23 protein-coding genes are annotated in these 22335 nt (G+C 58.2%); 9 read left to right on the top strand and 14 right to left on the bottom strand.

The genetic code is table 11. The features are described 5' to 3' along the window. Positions 1-248: 248 nt before the first annotated feature. Complete coding sequence (locus tag KDX30_RS27610) at positions 249-953, bottom strand: YebC/PmpR family DNA-binding transcriptional regulator (RefSeq protein ID WP_099269542.1); 705 nt, start codon at positions 951-953, stop codon at positions 249-251. A gap of 330 nt (positions 954-1283) precedes the next feature. Here KDX30_RS27610 and KDX30_RS27605 point away from each other — a divergent pair, with 330 nt between their 5' ends. Further along, positions 1284-3293: a type VI secretion system Vgr family protein gene (locus KDX30_RS27605; RefSeq protein WP_231678064.1), complete on the top strand. Its 2010-nt coding sequence runs from the start codon at positions 1284-1286 to the stop codon at positions 3291-3293. A gap of 18 nt (positions 3294-3311) precedes the next feature. Here the strand turns inward: KDX30_RS27605 and KDX30_RS27600 are convergent, their stop codons facing one another. From KDX30_RS27600 to KDX30_RS27585, 4 genes are all read right to left on the bottom strand, one after another. Further along, on the bottom strand, positions 3312-4085 hold the full coding sequence (locus tag KDX30_RS27600; protein WP_231678063.1) for an enoyl-CoA hydratase: 774 nt from the start codon (positions 4083-4085) through the stop codon (positions 3312-3314). Positions 4086-4155: 70 nt separating this feature from the next. After that, positions 4156-5364 carry an acetyl-CoA C-acyltransferase gene (locus tag KDX30_RS27595; protein WP_231678062.1) on the bottom strand — a complete coding sequence of 403 codons (1209 nt, stop codon included), beginning with the start codon at positions 5362-5364 and terminating at the stop codon, positions 4156-4158. 85 nt (positions 5365-5449) lie between these two features. Beyond that, positions 5450-6217 (bottom strand): 3-hydroxyacyl-CoA dehydrogenase, encoded by a 768-nt coding sequence (locus tag KDX30_RS27590; RefSeq protein WP_231678061.1) that lies wholly within the window; start codon positions 6215-6217, stop codon positions 5450-5452. Positions 6218-6303: 86 nt separating this feature from the next. Beyond that, entirely contained in the window at positions 6304-7332 is a 1029-nt protein-coding gene (locus KDX30_RS27585) for an AraC family transcriptional regulator (protein WP_231678065.1), read from the bottom strand. Positions 7333-7495: 163 nt separating this feature from the next. Between KDX30_RS27585 and KDX30_RS27580 the strand changes: the two genes are divergently transcribed. Then, positions 7496-7975 (top strand): LEA type 2 family protein, encoded by a 480-nt coding sequence (locus tag KDX30_RS27580; RefSeq protein ID WP_231678060.1) that lies wholly within the window; start codon positions 7496-7498, stop codon positions 7973-7975. Positions 7976-8012: 37 nt separating this feature from the next. On the opposite strand, the gene KDX30_RS27575 is transcribed toward KDX30_RS27580, so the two are convergent. Beyond that, positions 8013-8267, bottom strand: coding sequence for a hypothetical protein (locus tag KDX30_RS27575; protein WP_027898211.1), 255 nt, complete (start codon positions 8265-8267; stop codon positions 8013-8015). A gap of 175 nt (positions 8268-8442) precedes the next feature. Between KDX30_RS27575 and KDX30_RS27570 the strand changes: the two genes are divergently transcribed. Continuing rightward, positions 8443-8763, top strand: coding sequence for a DUF883 family protein (locus KDX30_RS27570; protein ID WP_027898212.1), 321 nt, complete (start codon positions 8443-8445; stop codon positions 8761-8763). Between the two features lie 852 nt (positions 8764-9615). Here the strand turns inward: KDX30_RS27570 and KDX30_RS27565 are convergent. The 3 genes from KDX30_RS27565 to KDX30_RS27555 form a co-directional block, all read right to left on the bottom strand. After that, positions 9616-10584: a L,D-transpeptidase family protein gene (locus KDX30_RS27565; protein WP_027901746.1), complete on the bottom strand. Its 969-nt coding sequence runs from the start codon at positions 10582-10584 to the stop codon at positions 9616-9618. A gap of 83 nt (positions 10585-10667) precedes the next feature. Then, positions 10668-10961 carry a hypothetical protein gene (locus KDX30_RS27560; protein WP_027901747.1) on the bottom strand — a complete coding sequence of 98 codons (294 nt, stop codon included), beginning with the start codon at positions 10959-10961 and terminating at the stop codon, positions 10668-10670. 56 nt (positions 10962-11017) lie between these two features. Further along, positions 11018-11623 (bottom strand): arylesterase, encoded by a 606-nt coding sequence (locus tag KDX30_RS27555; protein ID WP_099268650.1) that lies wholly within the window; start codon positions 11621-11623, stop codon positions 11018-11020. Positions 11624-11633: 10 nt separating this feature from the next. On the opposite strand from KDX30_RS27555, the gene KDX30_RS27550 reads away from it, so the two are divergent. The 3 genes from KDX30_RS27550 to greB are packed head-to-tail and all read left to right on the top strand — an operon-like array spanning position 11634 to position 15358. Further along, positions 11634-12317 carry an ABC transporter ATP-binding protein gene (locus KDX30_RS27550; protein ID WP_027901749.1) on the top strand — a complete coding sequence of 228 codons (684 nt, stop codon included), beginning with the start codon at positions 11634-11636 and terminating at the stop codon, positions 12315-12317. After that, complete coding sequence (locus KDX30_RS27545) at positions 12317-14824, top strand: ABC transporter permease (protein ID WP_231678059.1); 2508 nt, start codon at positions 12317-12319, stop codon at positions 14822-14824. The genes KDX30_RS27550 and KDX30_RS27545 overlap by 1 nt, the downstream gene beginning before the upstream one ends. 36 nt (positions 14825-14860) lie before the next feature. Then, a complete protein-coding gene (gene greB, locus KDX30_RS27540; protein ID WP_231678058.1) occupies positions 14861-15358 on the top strand; it encodes a transcription elongation factor GreB in 498 nt (165 codons plus the stop codon). A gap of 193 nt (positions 15359-15551) precedes the next feature. Here the strand turns inward: greB and KDX30_RS27535 are convergent, their stop codons facing one another. From KDX30_RS27535 to KDX30_RS27525, 3 genes are all read right to left on the bottom strand, one after another. After that, on the bottom strand, positions 15552-15854 hold the full coding sequence (locus KDX30_RS27535) for a hypothetical protein (protein ID WP_099268647.1): 303 nt from the start codon (positions 15852-15854) through the stop codon (positions 15552-15554). A gap of 280 nt (positions 15855-16134) precedes the next feature. Then, positions 16135-16569 (bottom strand): DoxX family protein, encoded by a 435-nt coding sequence (locus tag KDX30_RS27530; protein ID WP_231678057.1) that lies wholly within the window; start codon positions 16567-16569, stop codon positions 16135-16137. A 97-nt stretch (positions 16570-16666) separates the two neighbouring features. Then, positions 16667-18091, bottom strand: a complete 1425-nt coding sequence (locus KDX30_RS27525; protein ID WP_231678056.1) for an MltF family protein — start codon at positions 18089-18091, stop codon at positions 16667-16669. A 191-nt stretch (positions 18092-18282) separates the two neighbouring features. Between KDX30_RS27525 and KDX30_RS27520 the strand changes: the two genes are divergently transcribed. The 3 genes from KDX30_RS27520 to KDX30_RS27510 all read left to right on the top strand — a co-directional run bounded on the left by KDX30_RS27520 (position 18283) and on the right by KDX30_RS27510 (position 21263). Next, positions 18283-19104, top strand: a complete 822-nt coding sequence (locus KDX30_RS27520) for a TatD family hydrolase (RefSeq protein WP_231678055.1) — start codon at positions 18283-18285, stop codon at positions 19102-19104. A 92-nt stretch (positions 19105-19196) separates the two neighbouring features. Beyond that, positions 19197-20678: a methyl-accepting chemotaxis protein gene (locus tag KDX30_RS27515; RefSeq protein ID WP_231678054.1), complete on the top strand. Its 1482-nt coding sequence runs from the start codon at positions 19197-19199 to the stop codon at positions 20676-20678. Positions 20679-21038: 360 nt separating this feature from the next. Continuing rightward, positions 21039-21263: a hypothetical protein gene (locus KDX30_RS27510; RefSeq protein ID WP_122398357.1), complete on the top strand. Its 225-nt coding sequence runs from the start codon at positions 21039-21041 to the stop codon at positions 21261-21263. 8 nt (positions 21264-21271) lie between these two features. On the opposite strand, the gene KDX30_RS27505 is transcribed toward KDX30_RS27510, so the two are convergent. Both KDX30_RS27505 and KDX30_RS27500 read right to left on the bottom strand, forming a co-directional pair. Next, complete coding sequence (locus KDX30_RS27505) at positions 21272-22066, bottom strand: acyl-CoA thioesterase (RefSeq protein WP_099268641.1); 795 nt, start codon at positions 22064-22066, stop codon at positions 21272-21274. A 65-nt stretch (positions 22067-22131) separates the two neighbouring features. Continuing rightward, positions 22132-22335, bottom strand: a 204-nt coding sequence (locus KDX30_RS27500; protein ID WP_231678053.1) for a hypothetical protein, incomplete at its 5' end; no start/stop codon positions are given.

Here is a 22335-nt window from a genome sequence, read left to right as displayed (position 1 = left end):
GCGATAAGGCTGGACGCGATCCAACGTCAACCGCGTACAGTCTTATCGCGGGCAAGCCCGGCTCCCACATAGACCGCGCTATTCCGTAGGACCGGCCGGGCGGCGTTCCGCTTTAGCCGGGAGGGCGTCGGGACATTCACTACATATTCCTCGGCAGAAACACCGCTCTCCCGGCTAAGCCGGTCCTACGGGATTGCAAGCAAACATAGAATCTCCCACAGGAGAATGCATTTCAAATCAGAATGCCGTCAGCCCGCCAACCCCACGTAAACGTTCTGCACGTCATCGTTGTTATCGATGGCAGCCAGGAAAGCTTCAACTTCAGCCATCTGCTCGTCATCAAGGCCATCAACGGTGCTTTTCGGACGGTAGCCCAACTGGGCCGACTGCACGGTAAAACCGAACTCCGGCAGTTTCTTGCATACGGCGTCCATGTCGGTTGGCTCGGTCAGGAACAGGGTTGCGCCCTCTTCGCCTGGCTCGCAATCCTGAGCCCCCGCTTCGATGGCCGCTTCGTCTGGATCGGCGTCCGGGTTGATCGGCATTGCTTCGATCATGCCCTGATAGTTGAAATCCCAGGAAACCGAGCCTGCTGCGCCCAATTGTCCTTTACGAAACAACACGCGGATTTCAGACACAGTGCGATTAATGTTGTCGGTCAGGCACTCAACGATCACCGGCACGCGATGCGGCGCAAAGCCCTCGTAGGTGAGGCGCTCAAAGGTAACGTTTTCGCCCAGCAAACCGGCACCCTTCTTGATCGCTCGCTCCAGGGTCTCCCTCGGCATCGAGGCTTTTTTCGCTTGTTCCACAACCAGCCGCAGACGCGGGTTCATGTCCGGGTCTGCGCCAGCACGCGCTGCGATCATGATTTCCTTGGACAGCTTGCCGAAGATACGTCCCTTGGCATTGGATGCTGCTTCTTTATGCTTGACCTTCCACTGTGCGCCCATGCTTGCTCTCTTGATCCGATTGCGTCCTGCCCGATGCGCCAGTCCCTGCGAAAGGGCCGACTGCAAAACCGGCAAAACGTTAAAAAATGAGGTGCGTCGCTATCAACAGGCGACGCCGCGCATTTTATACCCGATAACGTCAGATGAAACCCCTGCCGTCGCTCGATTTCAGGTCGAAGGCCGATTGCATCAGGGTTAATGCACTGCATGGCAACTAGCGACATTCCTCTTTAACTTGTAGTCCCTTTCCGAAAAATGCTGAAGCGATGCCCATGGACCGTGGCATTTCGTACCCTCTGCCCCCTTAAATTCAAGGTGGGAGCGATGTGGATGTCCGAAGGCAAACGAATGCCGATCACTCTGGCGATTGTCGATCACAAGATGAATCTGCCCGTCATCAGCATCAGCGGGCGGGAAGCCCTGAACGCACCCTATCGTTTCATCATTGACGTTGTCAGCAGTGATCCACACCTGAAATTCGAGGTATTCGAGCAAAAAGCGGCCTGGCTTGCGTTAGGCCCCGATCAAGGTGTTCATGGCAAGATCAGTAGCGCCACACTACTGCACGCAGGGACCGGATTGAGCCTCTATCGCATCACTTTGGGCCCGACGCTGCTCGATATGGAGCAGCGTCGTCAGCGTCGGGTATTCCAGGACCTTAGCGTGCCGCAGATAATCGCACGACTGCTCGAAGAGCACAGCATTGCTCCTGCCACCTATCGTTTCGAGAAGCTGGTGGGGATCTATCCTTCGCGAGAACAGTGCGTACAGCAAGACGAAACCGATCTGCATCTGCTGCTGCGATTATGTGAAGAAGAAGGTATCTCCATGCGCTTCGAACATCAGCGAACCCGACACTTGCTGGTCTTCGCTGACGATCCTGCCCGCTTCCCCCATCGGTCAAAACCTGCTCAATTTCAGCCACCAGCCCTGCGAACAAGGCACGCACCGGCCATTTCGTACCTGGCTGAACAATGGGCGTTACAGCTGGCGGCGACAGACCACGAAACGCACCTCCATGATCCGCAGTTGAAGCCATCGAAAAACGCGTCTGACAAGGAGGCTCATGCCGACAAAAAAAACGCCAGTAACCAGCGTTTCGAAGCAAGCCTGCTGTCGCGCCTGCCCACCGAACGCCAGGCGCATGAGCGACAGGCCGGCGCCCGGGCCCTGGAGCGCCAACGTTGCGAGCGACGCGTGATCCGTGGGCTCGGCACTGACCTGCCAATGACACCGGGCCAGATCGTGCAAGTACTGGGGCATCCCGAGGCCCGGTTCAACGATCAGTGGCTGGTGGTAGAAATCAATCACACAGGCCAACAGCCGGAGGTGCTGAAAGGCCATCCGCCAGAGGATGTGGCCCGGATTCTCGATGCCGCAAGGTCAGTTGCTGCGCAATCCGGGGCCAGCAATGGTCAAGCGACCGGGCATGACGAAATCGACAGTCTCAGCCAGGGCTATCACAGCAGCTTCCGCTTACTGCCGTGGGAAATGCCGTTTCGGCCCGGGTTGAAGCACCAAAAACCTGTCATGTCGGGATTTCAGCCCGCGACCTTGCTGAGTCGCTGCAACCAGACGAAAGAACAGTTGATGAACGGACGACTGCCTATTGGCTTCACCCCAACCCCGGCGGGCTGCGAGCCTGCCGAGTTGTGCGCGCGCATCGGTATTTCGCTGGCGCAATTGAAGGCCCTGCGTATCGGTGCAGCATTGATTGTCGGCCACTTTGACGGCGACCCTGAGCGGCCGATTATCTATGGCGTCCCGGACGAACATCGCGTGCCGCTCAATGATTACCCTGCACAGGGTCTGCCCACCGCTGATGCAGTACACCTGAACCTGCCACAAACCCTGCATCTCACGACTGATGGGGTTTTGCAGCTCAGCACTGCAGACAGCAGATTCGACCTCACAGCCAGTTGCATTGAGATGACCGGTACGCCGCCAACGCTCACAGCCCAGGACCGCTCCTGCGGGCGGGATCAACCTGCACAGCATCCGGCTCTGTCTCTCTTCGACGCCGACCTGCGCCTGACCGAGCACCCCGGCCTCAAAGGCGCACCGCTGGTAGATCGCCTATGGTACATAGTGCGAATGCGTGAGCCCGGACTGCAGTTTCTTGCACGCCTGCAACCGGAGCATTTTCTGTTCGAGGGCAAAACCGACCGACACGGTTATTGCGGGCTCAGTTCTGAAGAGCTGCGCGAGCTTGCTGCAGCGTATCGCAAGACCCCGAACGAGCTCTGCCTGGTTCATCCGGGACACTGCATCATGCTACAGACGTGGTTCGAGCAAAACTGGCCGCGGAGATTGCATCAGGCTTTCATCCAGCATGGCTGAGCAGTCAGCAAAGACTACTCAACGCCCCTTGAAACGGGGCTCTCGCTTTTCGATGAACGCAGCCATGCCTTCTTTCTGATCCTCAGTGGCAAAAGCAGCATGAAAAACCCGGCGTTCGAAGCGAATACCTTCGGCAAGACTGACTTCCAGGGCACGGTTAACGCTTTCCTTGACCATCATCGCAACAGGTAGCGACTTTGCCGCAATGGATGCAGCGACCTTCAGTGCTTCATCCAGCAGTTCGCTCAACGGCACTACTCGTGCGACCAACCCCGCGCGCTCTGCTTCCTGGGCGTCGATCAAACGTCCGGTCAGGCACATTTCCATCGCTTTGGCCTTGCCGACGGCGTGGGTCAAGCGCTGGGTGCCGCCCATGCCGGGCAAGACGCCGAGTTTGATTTCCGGCTGACCGAAGCGCGCATTATCCGCAGCGAGGATGAAGTCGCACATCAATGCCAGTTCGCAGCCGCCGCCCAAAGCAAAACCTGCCACGGCGGCGATGAGCGGGGTTCGCCGGGCGGCTACGCGATCACTGTCGCTGAACAGGTCGTCCAGATAGACCTGCGGATACTTCAGCTCAGCCATTTCCTTGATATCCGCCCCCGCCGCAAACGCTTTGCTGGAGCCGGTCAGCACAATGCAGCCAATGTCACGGTTGGCGTCAAGATCATCCAGCGCATTGTTCAATTCGCTGATCAATTGCGCGTTCAAGGCATTCAAAGCCTCCGGACGGTTGAGCGTTATCAGCGCCACCCTTCCTCGAATCTCTATCAAGATAGATTCATAACTCATTGATAATATTCCATTTTCTAATAGCCATTATTATAGAATCAACTTTAACTTAAGCACTTATCTCATTGGACTATTGAATGATTTCTACGGCTATAGCGGTTGCTTCACCGCCACCAATGCAAATGGCTGCAACCCCGCGCCGCAGCCCCTTACGTCGTAAAGCCCCCAGCAGGGTCACGAGAATACGTGCGCCCGACGCACCAATAGGATGGCCGAGCGCGCAGGCTCCACCGTGAACATTGACCTTGTCATGGGGTAAGTTCAGCTGACTCATAGCTGCCAGCGTGACAACAGCAAACGCTTCGTTGATCTCGAACAGGTCGACCTGATCCAGGGCCCATCCGGTGCGCGTCATCAGATTGTGAATTGCCCCGATGGGCGCAACCGGGAATAGCCCCGGCTCGTCCGCAAACGCCGCATGCCCATGGATCACCGCCAACGGTTTCAGGCCTCGCTGTGTCGCTTCTGAGCGCCGCATCAACAGCAGCGCTGCGGCACCGTCGGAGATGGAGCTGGAATTGGCCGCGGTCACACTGCCGCCTTGACGGAAAGCGGGCTTGAGCGTCGGTATCTTGTCCAGCCGGGCCTTGGGGGGGTGCTCATCATGAGTCACCAGCCGCTGCTCTTTGCCCACAGTGACTTCTAGCGGGACGATTTCGCCGTTGAACCAGCCTTTGCTGATCGCCTCTTGTGCGCGGCTCAAGGACTCCACTGCAAACGCATCCTGCACTTCACGGGTAAAACCGTGGCTCTCCGCGCACTGTTCGGCATAAGTGCCCATCAGCCGGCCTGGTTCATAGGCGTCCTCCAGACCATCCAGGAACATGTGATCAAGCGCCCGCCCGTGCCCCATGCGGTAACCGCTGCGCGCCCTGTCCAACAGATAAGGTGCGTTGGACATGCTTTCCATGCCGCCCGCCACTACCACTTTTGCACTGCCCGCCAGCAACACGTCATGGCCCAGCATCGCCGCCTGCATGCCTGAGCCGCACATTTTGTTCAGCGTGGTGCACAACGTTGACCTGGCCAGCCCAGCGCCCAACGCGGCTTGCCGCGCAGGTGCCTGCCCAAGCCCCGCAGACAACACGCAGCCAAATAACACCTGCTCAACTTCTTCAGCCGCGATACCCGCCCGCTCTACCGCTGCGCGAATAACCGCCGCCCCCAGTTGCGGCGCGGTCAGACTTTGCAGATCGCCCTGAAAACCACCCATGGGCGTGCGCACAGCGCTGACGATCACCACGGGGTCATCATTTATGGATGAATGCTCTGAAGTCATGATTAATTCCTTAGCAAAATCACATAACCATTTGAATTAACACCGTATCCGTATGCGTAGGCGTTGCCGCGTGTTCACTCATTGATTACCGCGCAGCCATGCGCAAGGCGCCGTCGAGGCGGATGACTTCGCCATTAAGCATCGGGTTTTCGATGATGTGCCGGACCAGCGCGGCGTACTCATCCGGCTTGCCCAGACGCGGCGGAAATGGAACCCCTGCCGAAAGGGATTCACGCACCTGCGGCGTCATGCCCGCCATCATTGGCGTCTCGAAAATACCGGGGGCGATGGTCATGACCCGGATACCGAAACGTGCCAGCTCTCTCGCCGCAGGCAGAGTCATGCTGACAATGGCTCCCTTGGAGGCGGCATAAGCAGCCTGGCCGATCTGACCATCGTAAGCCGCGACGGAGGCGGTATTGATGATGATGCCCCGCTCACCGCCCTCATCCGCCGCGCCGACAGACATGGCCGCGCTGGCAAGCCGCAACAGGTTGAAACTGCCGATAAGATTGACGTCGATCACCTGGCGAAAGTCAGGCAGATTGTGAGGACCTTCCTTACCGAGGATCTTTTGCGCGCCAACGATACCGGCGCAATTGATCAGCCCGTGGAGCGCGCCAAATGCGTCGACACTGGCGTCCACGGCGGCCTGTGCAGACGCTTCCTGACTGACATCGGTGACGATTGCGCGAGCATTTTCGCCCAGCTTGTCCAGCTGTATCGACAATGCCTTGGCATTCAGATCGGCGAGTACCACTCTGGCCCCGGCGTTGACCAGCATGTGCGCTGTCGCAGCGCCCAGACCTGAGGCGCCACCACTGACCAGGAAAACCTTGTCGCGAATATCCATGCGTAACCTCTATTCGGTTCTTTATTGTTGTTAACCGAAATAGTCGCCCTGCGTGTCGGTTCGGGCAATGGTCAAAACGCTCAGCGTCAATGACCGGTTTGACCAACGCCGCTCTGCACCACATCTCGATAGTGACCGGGGTTGATCCCCGACCATTTACGGAAAGCTTTGTAGAACGAGCTGGTGTCGGCAAAGCCAAGACGACTGGCGATGGTCGCCATGTCCAGATGCTCGTCCGCCAGCCAACCAATGGCCAGATCCTTGCGTACGGAATTCTTGAGGGCCTGGTAGCTTTGAGCCTCTTCGGCAAGATGGCGGCGTAAGGTCGAGCCGGAAACGCACAGACTCCTCGCCAGGTCAGCACTGTGTGGCCATTGTTCGGCAGGCAGGCTGCGCAGATGCTGGCGGATGCGGCTGGCCAGGCTTTGCGGGTCCCGATACTTGACCAGCAGATTACCCGGCAAAGCTTTGAGGAAGGCGTCAAGTTCGGCAGCGCTACGCCGAATGGGCAGGTCCAGGCAATCAGCAGCAAAAATCATTCTTGAGCGCGGCCGCTGGAAACGCAGATTCTCCGAAAACATGACCTTGTAGTCATCGATGTAATCCGGCTGCGCGCAACGCAATTCAATGCCCATAATGGGCACGCGCCGCCCGCAAAGCCAGCAGGCCACACCGTGCACAATCATCCAGAAGGTGAAATCCGCAAATGCCCGGGACACCGGGTCCTGCTCATCACCAATGACCACCTCCACCACACTCTGCTGACGGATCAACCGGGCACCGAAGCGCTCAAGCATCAGCCCGAGAAAGTCGAGTCCTGACTCAAGTCCTGCCACCAGCGTGGGCTGAGCCATGGACGAGCGGCATAGAAACTCAAGACTGCCTTGGCGCAGAGGACGCGGGTCCATACCGAAAAACAGGTCGTCAGTGCGCTGTTCAATACTCCGCCACAAATCCGCATATGCGTTGACCGACACCCGGGCCTCCCGATCTTCAAGCACATCAACGGCAATGCCTGCCTCTGCCAGCAGCGCTTGCTGGATCTGCCCGGAAAGACCGCTTTGCAGGAATGCCTCGCGCACCATTTCAACGGAAATGGTGTGTTTTGCCGTCAACATCGCAATCGGTGACGTGGTTTTCTGATGTCTGGGCATCCGTGACTCATCAGCATGCGGGTCCTGCAGCATAAGCCAGCGCCGGATGAAAACGAATCTCTGCGCGCACATGGGGTCTGAGCGGATAGCAGCGCCCTGTCACATGCCCAAAGGAACATACCGAATGCCCTCACGCCTGATTCGTACGCTGCTGGTCAGCTTTCTGCTTTTAACCCTTGGTGCTTGCGCCCTGTTGCCCAATCGCGATCCACTGAACATCAACGTAGTGGGTATTGAGTCATTGCCCGGACAAGGCCTGGAAGTGCGGCTGGCAGTCAAGTTGCGATTGCAGAATCCGAATGAGACCGCCGTCGAATACAACGGCGTTGCGCTGGACCTGGATGTAAATGGCAGACTGCTGGCGTCCGGCGTCAGTGATCAGCAAGGCTCCATCGGGCGCTTTTCCGAAACAGTGCTGGTGGTGCCGGTCAGCGTTTCCGCGTTCGCGGCCCTGCGCCAGGCGGTGGGCCTGACGCAAACCCAAAGCCTCGACAACCTGCCTTACACCTTGCGCGGCAAGCTTGCGGGCGGACTGTTTGGCACCATGCGTTTCAAGGACAGTGGCGTCCTCAGCCTGCCGCAATCTGTTGACGGGAGCTGGTAAGGCTCTGCCTCAAGCGAGGCGTCTGGCGAGGCGTTGCTTACTTGCTGGCGGCCATGAGCCGGTTGACTTCACTGCGGACCATGTTCGCGTACTCGGGCGGGCTCATGGTGTCGAGTTCGGAACGAACCCATTCGGACCATTTGCCTTTGCGCTTGGAGCGCTCGCCGAACAATCGCGCGGCGTCACCCTTGGCTTTACCCAGGTTGCTCTGCCATAGGTCAAAGAGGCGGGATTTCTCGTCTTCGAGCGCAGCACGCTCAGGAAGCGGCCGATTGGCCAGATTGAAACTCATAACTGTCACCTGTGACTAAAAACCGGAAGTATCTTACACCCGTAGGGGCACCTTTAAGAGACTGTTTCCGGCAAATCCCACAAGCAAAATGAGTGGTGACGCGCAGACTTCTGCAACTTTTCGCCAACCGCAAGACTCCATTGCTTACTGCCATCATCAACGTAAGGAAAACATCATGGCTCGTAAAACTGCCGCTCAAACTACCGCAGAACAGATCAAGGACCAGGCTTTCAGCGAACTGCAGGCCCTGATCGAAGAGTCCGACAAGCTGCTCAAAGACAGCGCTGCTCTGGTCGGTGAAGACGCAGAAACCCTGCGCGCGCAGCTCGGCCTGAAGCTCAAGCAGGCATCTGAGTCTGTTGCCAGTGTGCGTGAGCGCACCAAGCCGGTGGTTGAAGCGACCGAAACCTATATCGGTGGCCATCCATGGCAGACCGTTGCCATTTCCGCGGGCTTTGGTCTGGTAGTAGGTTTGTTGCTGGGTCGTCGCGACTAACCCTGTACATTTATTGATCTACCGTGGATTGGGTATGTATGCAGCTTTTTGTGTACATATCCATTGTTGCGTTTGGGCTTGGATTGGTTGCGCCCTTACGGCGCCTCACTTTTGAAAGGAGCCCAAAAGTAAGCAAAAGGCTCTTGCCCCATCACTTGGCACCTCGCTGTCGCTCGGTGTACCCGCCCACAGATCCTGAACCGTGGGCCGCCGCAACGGGCCATCCATGGCCCAATGCGGCTAACCCGGCGTCCTGCCCCTCTTCAACTCAAGAGCACCCCACGCTTCAGAATCTGCGTTCGGCCAGCGTGATTTAACGGGGCGCCTAAGATCAAAATCAAAAGCGCGGCGGCCTGACAGCCGACCTGATTGTGTGGGTTCTCCGGGCATCTGTAGGAGCTGCCGAAGGCTGCGAGGCGGTGTGTCAGACGACGCCTGTGTTCGCTATGCTGGCGTCTCGCGAACAAGTTCGCTCCTACCGGCACACGGTGATCCGCCCCGGTCCGAGGTATCCCCGCTGCTTTTGATCTGCTTTTGATTTTGATCTTAAGCGCCCCGTTAAGCCACGCCGGCCGGAATTCGATATTGCTGCGCGGGGCAAACCGGCAGGGATGCCGGTTTAGCCGCCTCAGGCCATGGATGGCCGGTGGCGGCGGCCCCACGCAGCAATGTCGGATTACGGGTATGCCGAGCGACAGCGAGGCACCCAGTGGTGGGGCAAGAGCCTTTTGCTTACTTTTGGCTGGGCCGGCTTCCGGCTCCTTTCAAAAGTGAGGCGCTGTAAAAGCGCAACCAATATCAGCCGTTACCTGACAACGGATATGTACGCAAAACAACCACATAAAAGAAGCATCACTGCAACGGAACCGAATCCTGAACACTAGCAGCCACCGCAGCACCCGGCACCGCGATTTCGACCGGCATACCATCCTCAGCCGCAACCACATCACGAACCAGATCCCAATTCATGCGCAGGTTATTAGCCAGGTCTTCGCGCTTTAGCAACGCATTGATCACCGCCGTGTGCTTATCGACCACTGAAGGATTGCCGTTGTCATCCACCGGCGTATGCGCCTCCAGATAAACCTTGCCACCGCTCAAACCAAACTTGTACGGCTCGGCAATGATACGTACCGTAGTACCCACCGGAGCCATATCGGCCAACTCCAGCACGTTGTTGTTATACATACGGAAGCAACCGTGACTGGTGCGCATACCAATACCGAACTTCTTGTTCGAACCGTGAATCAGGTAACCGGACATCCCGAGACCAAACTTGAACGGACCAAGAGGATTATCCGGACCAGCAGGCACCACGCTTGGCAGTGGATCACCATCAGCAGCATGCTCGGCACGGATCGACGCAGGTGGAGTCCAGGTCGGATTTGGCGTCTTGGCGATCACCTTGGTGACACCAATTGGCGAGCCCCACCCTTCCCGGCCGATACCCAGCGGGTAGGTGTGAACCACATTCTGCCCTTTCGGGTAGTAATACATCCGGTACTCGGAAAGGTTGATCACGATACCTTCGCGTGGACCGGCTGGCAGTATGAAACGGGTCGGCAAGACGATCTGAGTACCAGCGCCCGGCAACCAAGGGTCAACACCCGGGTTGGCGGCGATCATTTCCAGATAACCCAGATCGTACTTCGTGCCCAGGTCGGCAAAGGTATCTTCGTAGCGGGCCGTAACGGTCTGCACCTGGCCAACGATATCTTCACCCGGCGGCGGCAGAGGGAATTCCAAAGCGGAAACAGAGCCCGCCGCACACAGTGCAGCAAGCGACAGGCAGCGGGTAACGGCTGGAATGCGCGACAACATCCGGGGAATCCTTGGGCAATACGGCGGGTGGTAAGTGGCGAATTGTACACCCAGACCTCACGGACCGGGAGTCAACCGGCAATTTACTCCATGAAGCGTAACTCAGGCCAGATCGGCCGGTTGCCGCTCTTCTGTGCTTCGACGATAGCGCGGCACAGCGAGCACAACCGCTCGTCACGAAAAACCTCTCTCGCCACCACTGACCAACGCGGTTGTGCGGGCAACAAAGTGCCACACAGGGTTCGGTCGACAGTGCCGCCAAGCTCCAGCTGACGGGCCACCAGATGCACTTTGACTTCCTGACACGCGAACAGATCGAGCTGCTCATCAGGCTCGATCATTTGATAGGCATACAGGGACCAGGCGGGACGTGGCATGGAGGGCTCCAGATTGGGGGCGCCACCTTAGCCGAAAGCCCCCGGCTAGAAAAGCCTCAAAGCAGCGGTTTTAGCGTAGGCCAGACATTTTCCAGCAACTTTTGCTGAGCATTGGCCGCCGGATGCAAGCCATCCGCCTGCATCAGTTCGGGAACACCGCCCACGCCCTCAAGAAAGAATGGCACCAACGGCACTTTTTTCTCTGCGGCCAGATTGGTGTAGACCTCTTTGAACGCGTTGGTATAGCGCGGCCCGTAGTTCGGCGGGATCTGCATGCCCAGCAAAAGCACCTTGGCGCCAGCGTCCCGCGAGCTATCAATCATCGATGCAAGGTTTTGTTGCAATTGAGTTGGCTGCTGACCCCGCAAGCCGTCATTACCCCCCAGCTCGAGGATCACCAGTTCCGGCTTATGCTCTGCAAGCAGCGCAGGCAGCCGCGCTCGACCTCCGGCACTGGTATCGCCGCTGATAGAGGCGTTGATCACTTTATCGGTGAAACCCTCCTGCTTCATGCGCTGCTCAAGCAAGGCAACCCAGCCAATGCGGGTATCCAGGCCGAAAGCCGCGCTGATACTATCTCCAACGATCAATACTGTGCCCGCCGCTGCGGCTTGTGACAGCAACAGCAAAACCAGGCCAGCACTTAAAAACCACGCACGCATCGGATTCTCCATGAGTGAAAGTATTCTCAGTGCTCTGAGCCTCAACAAAGTGGTCCCCAGCACCGAAGGTGACCTGACCATCCTGCACGAACTCTCTCTGGAACTAAACAAGGGCGACAGTCTGGCCATCGTTGGCGCGTCAGGTTCTGGTAAATCGACGCTGCTCGGCCTGCTGGCCGGTCTCGATTTGCCTAGCTCGGGTGCAGTGATCCTCGCAGGCCGCAACTTGAGTGAGCTGGACGAAGACCAGCGCGCCAGGGTCAGAGCCGAACACGTGGGTTTTGTATTCCAGTCATTCCAGTTGCTCGACAGCCTCAATGCACTGGAAAACGTCATGCTGCCCATGGAGCTGGAAGGTCGCAAAGATGCGCGCGAGCAGGCCAGAGTTCTGCTTGAGCGCGTCGGGCTGGGCAAACGCCTGACCCACACGCCACGCCAACTGTCGGGAGGTGAGCAACAACGGGTTGCCATTGCCCGCGCATTCGCGGCAGATCCGTCCGTGCTGTTTGCCGACGAACCCACAGGCAACCTGGACAGCCAGACTGGTGAGCGTATCAGCGACCTGCTGTTCGATTTGAACAAGGAACGCGGTACCACGCTGGTACTGGTCACACACGATGAACGTCTGGCCCATCGTTGCCGACGCTTGATCCGTCTTGAAGGTGGCCGTCTGGTCGCCCCGTTGGAGCCTTGATGGTACGCCTGCCGTTTTCGCGCCTGCTCACCCTCGCCACTCGCCAACTGCTGCGCGACGCCCGCGCCGGTGAACTGCGAGTCCTGTTCTTTGCCTTGCTGGTCGCCGTAGCTGCCAGCACCGCCATCGGTTATTTCGGTGCCCGCCTCAACGGCGCGATGCTGTTGCGCGCCACCGAGTTTCTCGGTGCCGATCTGGTCGTAGAAGGTTCAAGCCCGGCCAGGCCTGAGCAAATTCAGGCGGGCGAAGCACTCCAGCTCAAGCATGCACAAATCGTCGTGTTTTCCACGGTGATCGCCACCGATGCCGGGATTCAGCTTTCGAGCATTAAAGCCGTCGACGGCGTCTACCCGCTACGCGGTGAACTGAAAAGCGCTGCCGACCTTTATCAGCCTGAAGAAGTCAGCCGCGGCCCGAGACCCGGTGAAGCCTGGGCTGAGTCGCGATTGCTCCCGGCTGTGGATCTGAAAGTTGGCGACGATATTGATGTGGGTTCCAAAACGCTCAAGCTGACCCGGGTTCTGACGTATGAGCCTGATCGCGCCGGTAACTTTTACAGTCTGACGCCTCGCGTCATGATCAACATGGCCGATCTGCAAGCCACCGGCGTGGTCCAGCCGGGTAGCCGCGTCAGCTATCGGGACATGTGGACCGGCCCGCCTGAAGCGTTGGCCGCCTATCGCAAGGCCATCGAGCCGGGAATGGAGCCGCATCAGGAAATCAAGGACGCCCGCGACGGTAGTCAACAGATCGGTGGCGCGCTGGGCAAGGCCGAACGATATCTGAATATGGCCAGTCTGGTTGCGGTGCTGCTTGCCGGTGTAGCCGTTGCATTATCCGCTGCACGCTTTGCCGTGCGCCGATTCGACGCCAGCGCACTGATGCGCTGCCTTGGCCTCTCCCGAAATGAAGCGCTTGTGCTGTTCAGCTTGCAACTGGCCATGCTTGGCCTGCTTGCCGCATTGAGCGGCGCATTGCTCGGCTGGCTGGCCCAACTGGCACTGTTCGCTCTGCTGCATAATCTTCTGCCCGCCACCGTACCTCCCGGTGGCGTGATGCCTGCTCTGGCGGGTATCGGCACCGGGCTGGTTGCTCTGGCCGGGTTTGCCCTGCCACCGCTTGCAGCCTTGGGGCGAGTACCACCGCTTCGTGTACTGCGCCGTGACATGCTACCGATCCCGGCCAGCTCATGGCTGGTGTACGGCGCCGCCCTGCTCGCTCTGGGTTTGATCATGTGGCGGTTGAGCCTGGATCTGGTACTGACTTTTGCCTTGCTCGGCGGTGGTGTGATTGCTGCTGTGGTGCTTGGCGGCTTGCTGTTGCTGGCCCTGAAAAGCCTGCGTCGCCTGCTGGCACGCGCGTCGCTGCCGTGGCGCTTGGGCCTGGGTCAACTGCTGCGATATCCCATGGCTGCTGCCGGGCAATCGCTGGCGTTCGGCTTGATTCTGTTGTCCATGGGTTTGATCGCGCTACTGCGTGGAGAACTGCTGGACACCTGGCAAAACCAGTTGCCCAAAGACGCGCCGAACTACTTCGTGCTCAACGTGCTGCCAGATCAGAAAGACGCCTTCAGCCAGCAGATCAGCAAACTTTCACCTCACGCCGCCCCGCTCTATCCCGTGGTACCCGGTCGCCTGTTAAACATCAACGATAAGCCGGTGAGCGACTTCGTGACCAAGGACTCACGCGGGGAAAACGCTACACGCCGCGACCTGAACCTGACCTGGTCGGCAAACATGCCGGAAGGCAACACTCTGACCGCAGGCAACTGGTGGTCAGCCAACGGCGAAACCAGTGCAACTCCCGGGGTGTCGGTAGAAGCCAAGCTGGCTGACAGCCTGCAGATCAAACTGGGTGACCGTCTGAACTTCATGATCGGCGGGATGAGTCGTGATGCAGTGGTCACCAGCCTGCGGGACGTTAACTGGGACACCTTCCAGCCGAACTTCTTCATCATCTTCCAGCCCGGCACTCTGCAGGATCTGCCCACCACCTACATGACCAGCTTCTATCTGCCTGCGGGCAACGACAAGCAGATCGTCGAGCTGTCGCGCACTTTCCCGGCCATCAGCATTCTGGGCGTTGAGGCACTATTGGAGCAGGTACGCAGCATTCTGGATCAGGTGACGCTAGCCGTGCAGTTCGTGCTGCTGTTCGTTCTGGCGGCGGGTATTGCCGTGCTGTTTTCCGGCCTTCAAGCGACTCTGGATGAGCGTATTCGCCAAGGCGCACTCGTGCGGGCTTTAGGTGCGGAGCGGGCATTACTGGTCAAGGCGCGACGCATCGAGTTCGGCCTGCTGGGGGCCGTGAGCGGCCTGCTGGCTGCACTGGGTTGCGAGCTGGTGACGTTCGCCTTGTACCGCTACGCCTTCAACCTTGACTGGGCGCCTCATGCCTGGCTGCTGCTGTTGCCTGTAATCGGCGCTTTGCTGGTGGGTGGCGCAGGGGTATTCGGTACTCGTCGGGCGTTGAATGTGAGCCCGCTGACGGTGCTGCGCGATGGCTGATAGACTTCGCGCCCTTGTTCCCTATAACGACAATCCATGAGCCGCTACCGCCCTCCCCGCAACGCTGGCACCGCGCTGATCACCCCCGAGGGTGAAGCGCGGATGCGAGCCGAACTCCATGAGCTTTGGCACGTCCGCCGCCCGCAAGTGACGCAGTCGGTGAGCGAAGCAGCGGCCCAGGGGGATCGTTCAGAGAACGCCGAATACACCTACGGTAAAAAGATGCTGCGTGAAATCGACAGTCGCGTGCGCTTTCTTACCAAAAGGCTGGAAAGTCTGAAAGTCGTCGATGCACACCCCAGCGACGTCAACAAGGTCTACTTCGGCGCCTGGGTGACCATTGAGGACGAAGACGGCAAAGAGTCACGCTACCGGATCGTCGGCCCTGACGAACTGGACCTGAAGCTCAACCTGATCAGCATCGACTCGCCATTGGCCCGTGCCCTGATCGGCAAAGCACTGGATGCTGAAGTGAAAGTTCACACCCCCACCGGCGAACAGCTCTGCTATATCGTGGCGATTGATTACCTCTGATAGAGCAGGTCAGCCCTCTGGCACCGCGCCGTCGCACAGCAAACACAGCCCCTGTAGGAGTGAGCTTGCTCGCGATTCGTTTTTTTGGTCAATGAAATTTCCGCCTTAACTGCCGCTATCGCGAGCAAGCTCACTCCTACAGAACCTCATTTAGAATCATATAGTTATGTTTATTTGATAGGAGCTGCTGCCCTCAACACCGAGTAATCAAGCCCTGCCGGGCAATCCGCGTCAAATCGCGCACCACTTCCTCCACACGCTCGGCAGACGGCGCCTGAACCACTGCCAGATCGAACTGGTCATCCTTGAAGCTGGCCAGTGATTGTTGCGGATCGACAAACTGGATCAGGAATGCGTGAGGCCCGCCGTTGCGACGTGGACGACCGTCTAGAAAGCGCAGCAAGGTAGGCTGGTGTGAACCGCAGAGCAGGATTTTCGGGTTACGACGGGAAAACTGGGTGGCGATCGGGGAAATACGAACGACGGGATGGCTCATGATGTTTTGTCTCAGCCTCAAATGCTCCGCTGGGCAGCGGTGAGAGGCAACACCGAACCAACGCTTTAGCGGTATTTCGAAGCCCCTGAGGACTTCTATCGACAAGCTTCATGCTCATCTGGCGCCCCGCAAGTAGTTGTGTAAATCGGCGCATGGGCAGCATCGTAGATAAGCCACCCGCTGATTGTCAATTGTCAGTAGCGCACTTCTGATTCGCCCCCAAATAAAAAGACCCGCACGAGGCGGGTCTTTGAAGCATCACATCTATCAGTAATGTAGATCAGTTACCGATGGCGCGATCAATAGACAGCTTGCCCGCCCCTTCAATCAACACCACCACCACACCGCCCAGGAGGGCCAACGCGAACTCGTAACCGTTGTTGGCCATGAACAAGCCGTTGTGGATATGGACCGAGAAGATTGCCACCACCAGAGTCGCTGCCAGTACCAGTGCCGCAGGACGGGCCAGCAAACCCACCACCAGACCCAGACCGCCGAAGAACTCTGCGCTACCGGACAGCAGTGCCATGAGGTAACCCGGTGTCAGGCCCAGGCTCGCCATGTACTGACCGGTTCCTTCCAGACCGTATCCGCCAAAAGCACCAAACAGTTTCTGGCTACCATGGGCAACGAAAATGATACCGACCAGAATGCGCACAACAGTCAGGCCGTAGCCAGCGCGGGTGGTGAGAAGCGATTTGATCCGAGTATTCATGTGGTGCGTTCCGTGAATGAAGTTGATGGCGCCATATTAATCGGATCAGCCAATCTAACAATCGCAAAAAACTCGGCATCACTATCTACTTTTTCGATCACTTCCTTACTACGGCTTTGCCGGACGGCGATCGTTCCAGCGAATCCCGCTCACGATCAAATGCCAGGTAGTACTTGTTGACGCTGTTGACATAGCTCACCACGCCCATGCCGGCCTGATCCATTGCGACACGTTCAGTCTGGAAGAACCACTGATCAGGGTTGAGCCCTCGTCGCTTGGCCTCCTTGCGCATGCCTTGCACCCGCTCGGGGCCGAGGTTGTAGGCCGCGAGGGTGAACGCCATGCGTTCCCGCTCGTTGAATCTGGAACTGCCGAAGAACTTGCGCCGGATCAGGGCCAGGTACTTGGCCCCGGCCTGCACATTGCTGTCGGTAGACTGGATGTTGCCTACGCCGACCCGCTTCGCTGCGGAGGGCGTGATCTGCAACAGACCGGTAGCCCCGCCGCTGCCTTGGGCCTGTGGCTCAAGCCCTGACTCCTTGAAGGCCAGTGCAGCCAGATTCAACCAGTCCATACCCTGCGCATCTGCATGGCGTTGCAAGGTCGGACGCAGTTCCTCAAGGCGCTGGCGATCAGCCCGGGCCAACGGATTGTGGACTTTATAGAGATTTTTATAGGCCTTCTGGAACGCAATGTCCTGATTGGCTGGCGGTTTGTAGGTCTTTAGAAAGCCATCGATAGTGGTTCGCAGCATCGTCGCGTCCTGGCGGACAAACCAGTTCATGTCGCTGTTGGTGCTCAGCGTCAGCGAGCGATCCACACGCAATTTGGGCATGACTTTGGCCCATCGCTCAGCGATGGGCTGCTCGACCACGGTGAGGTGGAAGATCCCGGCCTGAACCATTTCCAGTACGTCTTCCACCGCCAGACTGGGATCGACCCACTCGATTTTCACCGGGGCCAGCTTGCGCAGGGCCAGTCGCTGATTCAGCAGATGCACGGCCTCATCGGCAGCACTGCCCGCCGACAAACTCAGGGTTCGCCCGGATAGCTGTTCGATGTGTTTGAAACTGCGCGCGCCCCTGACACCCACCAGAACCAACGGCACATGACGGATGATCGGCTCACTGGCCTGAATGCCTCTGGCTTCCCGGGTATCGAGTAGCTCGCCGGGAGCAACCAGATCACCTTCACCACGCTGCAGCGCGATGAGTAACTGGTTTTTGGCTTTGGGCATGATTTTGAAGGTGACTTGCTGACCATCACGGGAATGGCTATTGAGGTATTTTTCGAAGGCTTGCAGTCGGTGGTATTCGACGCCGATTTCCTCTCCCTTGGCATCCCCCGAGCTATTGCGGCTCTGATTGACCAGCACGCGCAATACCTTGCTGCTGCGAATCGTCGGCAGATCGCGCACAACGGTTTTGTGCTCTGCTACCTGCGGCCCGGCCTGACGGGCACTGACCGAAAATGGCAACAGCAGCGACACAGAAACCATCAGGTAAAGGGAAGCTCGGATCATTAACTCTCCAGGGAAATGCCGTTCGCAAAACATGAAAAAAGAAGTGGGTAAAGCTTGTGCGATGACACGAGGATCATCTGAGTATTGCGAAAGACAATCAGAAGTCTCTCTCAAGATACTGATTGTATTACCTTTTATTATTGAAGCCGTAGCTCTGATATCCTCAGCGGTCTCCGGCCTGAGGTAGCACCATGCAACTCATCGACATCGGCGTCAATCTGACAAACGCCAGCTTCGACTCGCAACGACAAGCGGTGCTTGATCGCGCATACGCTGCGGGCGTCTGTCAGTTGCTGCTCACGGGTACCAGCGTCGAGGGCAGCGAGCAGGCCTTGAAGCTTTGCCATGAGCTCGACGAAAGCGCTTTGCGACTGTTCAGCACCGCAGGGATTCACCCTCACTCGGCGGTTGACTGGAACGCCGACAGCGAGCGCCAGCTGCGCGCCCTGCTTCAGGAAGACCGTGTGCGGGCCGTTGGCGAATGCGGGCTGGATTTCAATCGCGACTTCTCCCCTCGCCCGCAACAGGAAAAGGTCCTGGAAGCGCATCTGGCAATGGCCGTGGAGCTGCAAATGCCAGTGTTCCTCCACGAGCGCGATGCCAATCAACGCTTGCTGGAAATCCTCCGCGATTACCGTGATCGTCTGCCTGCCGCCGTGGTGCATTGTTTCACCGGCGAACAGCGTGCGCTCTACAGCTATCTGGATATGGACCTGCACATCGGCATCACCGGCTGGATCTGCGACGAGCGCCGCGGCGGCCACCTGCATCCCCTGGTCCGAGATATTCCCCGAGGCCGATTGATGCTGGAAAGCGATGCGCCGTATCTGCTGCCACGCACCCTGCGGCCCAAGCCGAAGAACGGCCGCAACGAACCCGGCTTTTTGCCGGAAGTATTGCGCGAAGTGGCGCAGCATCGCGGTGAAACCCTAGAGGATCTGGCCAGCCACAGCAGCGCTACCGCCCGGGAATTTTTCGCATTACCTCAAATACCTGTCGCCGCTCAGGATTAGGTTGATCCAGGTCAAGGAACGCTTTGTTCAGTGGGAGATGATGATGGCACCTTGCTGCATATCTCCTCCTGACTAACCAAAGAAGACCTCCCATGGGCACCTGGATTAGCAATCTTTCCCTGAAGTACAAATTCTGGGCCGTCAACGCTGTGGCCTTTTTCACCACGTTGATGCTGGTTATTTACGCCCTGCAACTGGAGCAACAGGCTCGCATTGATGACGCTCGAGAATCAGCTCAGGCGCAGGCAAGACTGCTCACTGCCTGGCCTGCATCCCAGGCGCTGCCGAGCCAGCCAGAGCTGCTGGTTTTCACTGCCGGGCAAACACCCGAATTCAAGGGACAACCTCTGCCTGAGTTAAGTGCTGCCACAGAATGGGTGGAACTCGGCTCACAATCGTTAACGGGCGAACACCTCCTGACAGGTGCTCAGATCGTGTCACGGCCTGACGGGCAGCGCATTGCGGTACTGGCGTTTGCCCCAAGCCTGATGCAAGTGCTGGAGCAGCGCTTCGCTAACTACGCCATTGCCGTGTTGGTACTGATGCTCGCCATGCTCGGCGCTTCGCAATTGCTGATCCGCTTTCTGCTGAGCCAGCTCAACACGCTCAAGGACGTCATGCTGCACGTGGAAAAAAGCGGCGACCTGTCTGCCCGCGTGCCGCTGACCGGCGAGGATGAAGTGGGTCAGATGGCCAAGGCATTCAACGCCATGCAGGCTGGCTATCAGCGGGTCGTCACTACCGTCTCGCAGACTGCTGCGCGCCTGGATCAGGGCGCAGTGCATCTGGCGACAGGCATGAACGACGTGCGCCATGGCATGCTTGGCCAGCAAAGTGAGACCGACCAGGTTGCCACCGCCATCAACGAGATGTCTGCGACGGTTTTCCATATCGCCCAGCACGCCAGCACCACACGGGATCAATCCCGGACCGCCGATACTCTGGCGGGCAGTGGCAAGGCTGTCGTTGATCGGGTCCAGACCTCGATTGCCGGTTTGTCGAGTGGCGTGCAGCAGACCGCCGGGATGATTCAGCGTCTGGCCGAAGACAGTCAGAAGATAAACGGCGTGGTTAGCGTGATTCATAGCATCGCCGAGCAAACCAACCTGCTGGCCTTGAACGCTGCGATCGAAGCGGCACGAGCAGGTGAAATGGGTCGCGGCTTTGCGGTGGTCGCCGATGAAGTCCGCAACCTGGCCAAACGCGTACAGGTCTCCACAGATGAAATCACCACGATGGTTTCAGCGTTGCAATCCGGCACGCGGGATGCCGTCGACTTTATGCAGGACAGCTCGTTCAAGGCTGACGAGTGCGTGCAGCAAGCACATGAGGCAGGCGAAGCGCTGGCGGCCATTGCCGATGCGGTGGCGCAAATGCGCGAAAGCAACACTCAGATTGCCGTGGCCGCACAGCAACAAAGCCAGGTCGCCGAGGAAATGAACCGCGCCGTGGTCAGCATACGCGACGTGACCGAGCGCACCGTCAACCAAACCGTGGACTCGGCGAGTACCAGCGACGAGCTTGCGACCCTGGCGGGCGAGCTGAGCAAAGCGATTGGGCAGCTCAAGCTTTGAAGAGAACTCGCTAAGCCTTGATCGCCCAGGTCCTGTGCCATACCAGATGCTGAGGGAGATTCTATGTTGGCCTGCAAACGCGAATCCGTGGGAGCGAATTCATTCGCGAAGGGGCCGGTACATTCGATGTATCCGTGCCGTCAGGAATGCCGCCTTCCCGAATGAATTCGGTCCCACCGGGATCAGCGTTTGCAGGCAACCATAGAATCTCCCACATGTGGATCGCATTCCAATCCACAAACGGGGTGTTCAAACTTAATAATTTAGCGCCTATCACACCGATAGTCAGACTTGATTCGCCGCCACTGCGAGTCGGGCCTACTCTTCAGGCATTCATAGTGTTTGAAGAGGAATGCAGTCATGGCCAAGCGCTTACTCAATCTCCACATAGGGCAATGGCGCGGCAACGCGGAAAATCATAAGCGCTCGACCCAGCACCTGATCGCAGTACCGTTATTACTTCTGGCTACGCTGCTGATTCTGGACGGGATATTTTCCATGAGCGTCATCTCGCTGGCCGTTGGCATCATCGGGATGATCGCCGCGTTGGGCATTGAGCGTCACGGGCAATCGCTAGCGGCGTGACAACGGGCTCATCCAAACACCGTCACCGTCTGCCGACTGATCGCAATCAGCTCCCCTGTCGACGACCATAGCATCGCGGCGGTATGTCCGTAACCATCGCGAGCATGCTCGATCACCGCTTTGTAAGAACACCAGTCATGCGTGCTCAAGACAGGCATTGGCTGGACAAACTCAATGGTCCACGTCAGTGAACTGCCCGGCGCGGGTTTGTTCAGGTGAGGCAACAGCGCCGGTGGCCAGGCGTCGACCAGCGCCAGCATGTGGGCTTCGCTGGAAGGCCCTTCTTCGATATCGCGAAACCGCACATAACCGCCAATGGCCGGGGAAGGCGTGTTGCTGAAGGGCAAACCGCCCAACGCCCAACGCAGCTCCATAAAGCGCAGGTACTCGGGCATCATGCCGCTGACGAAGGGCAATTGCGGACACGCTTCCAGCGGCTTGAGCGTTGGCGCGGGATCAGCCTTGACCGAAATCACCGACTCACGGGACGCACCGAAGCTGCCCTGAATCAGCGTCATCACCTGACCATTTTGCGTCGCACGCCCCAGCAACTGACTGACGGCTTTGCCCTCGCGCAATACCTCTACTTCGAAAGCAATCGGGACGCCAGGCTCGGCCGGGCCGACAAAGGTGATCGCCAGTGAGCGCACCGGCCTTCCCTCAGGCACTTTGGCGCGCATCGCTTCATATTGCAGCGCTGCCATCAAACCACCAAAACTGGCGCGGCCTTGCGCCCATTCAGCCGGGATAGTCACGGCCAGCGGGTTACGCTGCACCGCGTCGATCAGCTCGGAAAACTTCATGTATACCCCGTAGTACCGGTAATAAAAAACCCGCGCGGTGGCGAGTCAGCAAACAGGCATTGATCTTAACCAGCCATCATGAATAGCGCATACGTCATATCGGCCATATTTGCGGCCGGATCAACGCTGACCAGTCGCTCAAGGGCCGCACAGTCTCTGGCGACTAACGCACCTGTACAGACTGTGTGAAAACGTAGCGAGCGACGGCAAGACAAGGCAAAAACAGGCGAAAAAGCGGAGTCTAGGTGTTCTAAATGAGCATTTTTCGC

The sequence above is a fragment of the Pseudomonas quasicaspiana genome, assembly GCF_021147825.1.
GTDB lineage: Bacteria > Pseudomonadota > Gammaproteobacteria > Pseudomonadales > Pseudomonadaceae > Aquipseudomonas > Aquipseudomonas quasicaspiana.
The sequence above is the reverse complement of the archived record's forward strand: the minus strand, read 5'-3'. Positions and strand labels throughout refer to the sequence as shown.

What these genes read in the sequence shown, in the direction of transcription:
- KDX30_RS27610 (WP_099269542.1), bottom strand. Translation starts at nt 953, where the DNA reads ATGGGCGCACAGTGGAAGGTCAAGCATAAAGAAGCAGCATCCAATGCC.
- KDX30_RS27605 (WP_231678064.1), top strand. Translation starts at nt 1,284, where the DNA reads ATGTCCGAAGGCAAACGAATGCCGATCACTCTGGCGATTGTCGATCAC.
- KDX30_RS27600 (WP_231678063.1), bottom strand. Translation starts at nt 4,085, where the DNA reads ATGAGTTATGAATCTATCTTGATAGAGATTCGAGGAAGGGTGGCGCTG.
- KDX30_RS27595 (WP_231678062.1), bottom strand. Translation starts at nt 5,364, where the DNA reads ATGACTTCAGAGCATTCATCCATAAATGATGACCCCGTGGTGATCGTC.
- KDX30_RS27590 (WP_231678061.1), bottom strand. Translation starts at nt 6,217, where the DNA reads ATGGATATTCGCGACAAGGTTTTCCTGGTCAGTGGTGGCGCCTCAGGT.
- KDX30_RS27580 (WP_231678060.1), top strand. Translation starts at nt 7,496, where the DNA reads ATGCCCTCACGCCTGATTCGTACGCTGCTGGTCAGCTTTCTGCTTTTA.
- KDX30_RS27575 (WP_027898211.1), bottom strand. Translation starts at nt 8,267, where the DNA reads ATGAGTTTCAATCTGGCCAATCGGCCGCTTCCTGAGCGTGCTGCGCTC.
- KDX30_RS27570 (WP_027898212.1), top strand. Translation starts at nt 8,443, where the DNA reads ATGGCTCGTAAAACTGCCGCTCAAACTACCGCAGAACAGATCAAGGAC.
- KDX30_RS27565 (WP_027901746.1), bottom strand. Translation starts at nt 10,584, where the DNA reads ATGTTGTCGCGCATTCCAGCCGTTACCCGCTGCCTGTCGCTTGCTGCA.
- KDX30_RS27560 (WP_027901747.1), bottom strand. Translation starts at nt 10,961, where the DNA reads ATGCCACGTCCCGCCTGGTCCCTGTATGCCTATCAAATGATCGAGCCT.
- KDX30_RS27555 (WP_099268650.1), bottom strand. Translation starts at nt 11,623, where the DNA reads ATGCGTGCGTGGTTTTTAAGTGCTGGCCTGGTTTTGCTGTTGCTGTCA.
- KDX30_RS27550 (WP_027901749.1), top strand. Translation starts at nt 11,634, where the DNA reads ATGAGTGAAAGTATTCTCAGTGCTCTGAGCCTCAACAAAGTGGTCCCC.
- KDX30_RS27545 (WP_231678059.1), top strand. Translation starts at nt 12,317, where the DNA reads ATGGTACGCCTGCCGTTTTCGCGCCTGCTCACCCTCGCCACTCGCCAA.
- greB (WP_231678058.1), top strand. Translation starts at nt 14,861, where the DNA reads ATGAGCCGCTACCGCCCTCCCCGCAACGCTGGCACCGCGCTGATCACC.
- KDX30_RS27535 (WP_099268647.1), bottom strand. Translation starts at nt 15,854, where the DNA reads ATGAGCCATCCCGTCGTTCGTATTTCCCCGATCGCCACCCAGTTTTCC.
- KDX30_RS27530 (WP_231678057.1), bottom strand. Translation starts at nt 16,569, where the DNA reads ATGAATACTCGGATCAAATCGCTTCTCACCACCCGCGCTGGCTACGGC.
- KDX30_RS27525 (WP_231678056.1), bottom strand. Translation starts at nt 18,091, where the DNA reads ATGATCCGAGCTTCCCTTTACCTGATGGTTTCTGTGTCGCTGCTGTTG.
- KDX30_RS27520 (WP_231678055.1), top strand. Translation starts at nt 18,283, where the DNA reads ATGCAACTCATCGACATCGGCGTCAATCTGACAAACGCCAGCTTCGAC.
- KDX30_RS27515 (WP_231678054.1), top strand. Translation starts at nt 19,197, where the DNA reads ATGGGCACCTGGATTAGCAATCTTTCCCTGAAGTACAAATTCTGGGCC.
- KDX30_RS27510 (WP_122398357.1), top strand. Translation starts at nt 21,039, where the DNA reads ATGGCCAAGCGCTTACTCAATCTCCACATAGGGCAATGGCGCGGCAAC.
- KDX30_RS27505 (WP_099268641.1), bottom strand. Translation starts at nt 22,066, where the DNA reads ATGAAGTTTTCCGAGCTGATCGACGCGGTGCAGCGTAACCCGCTGGCC.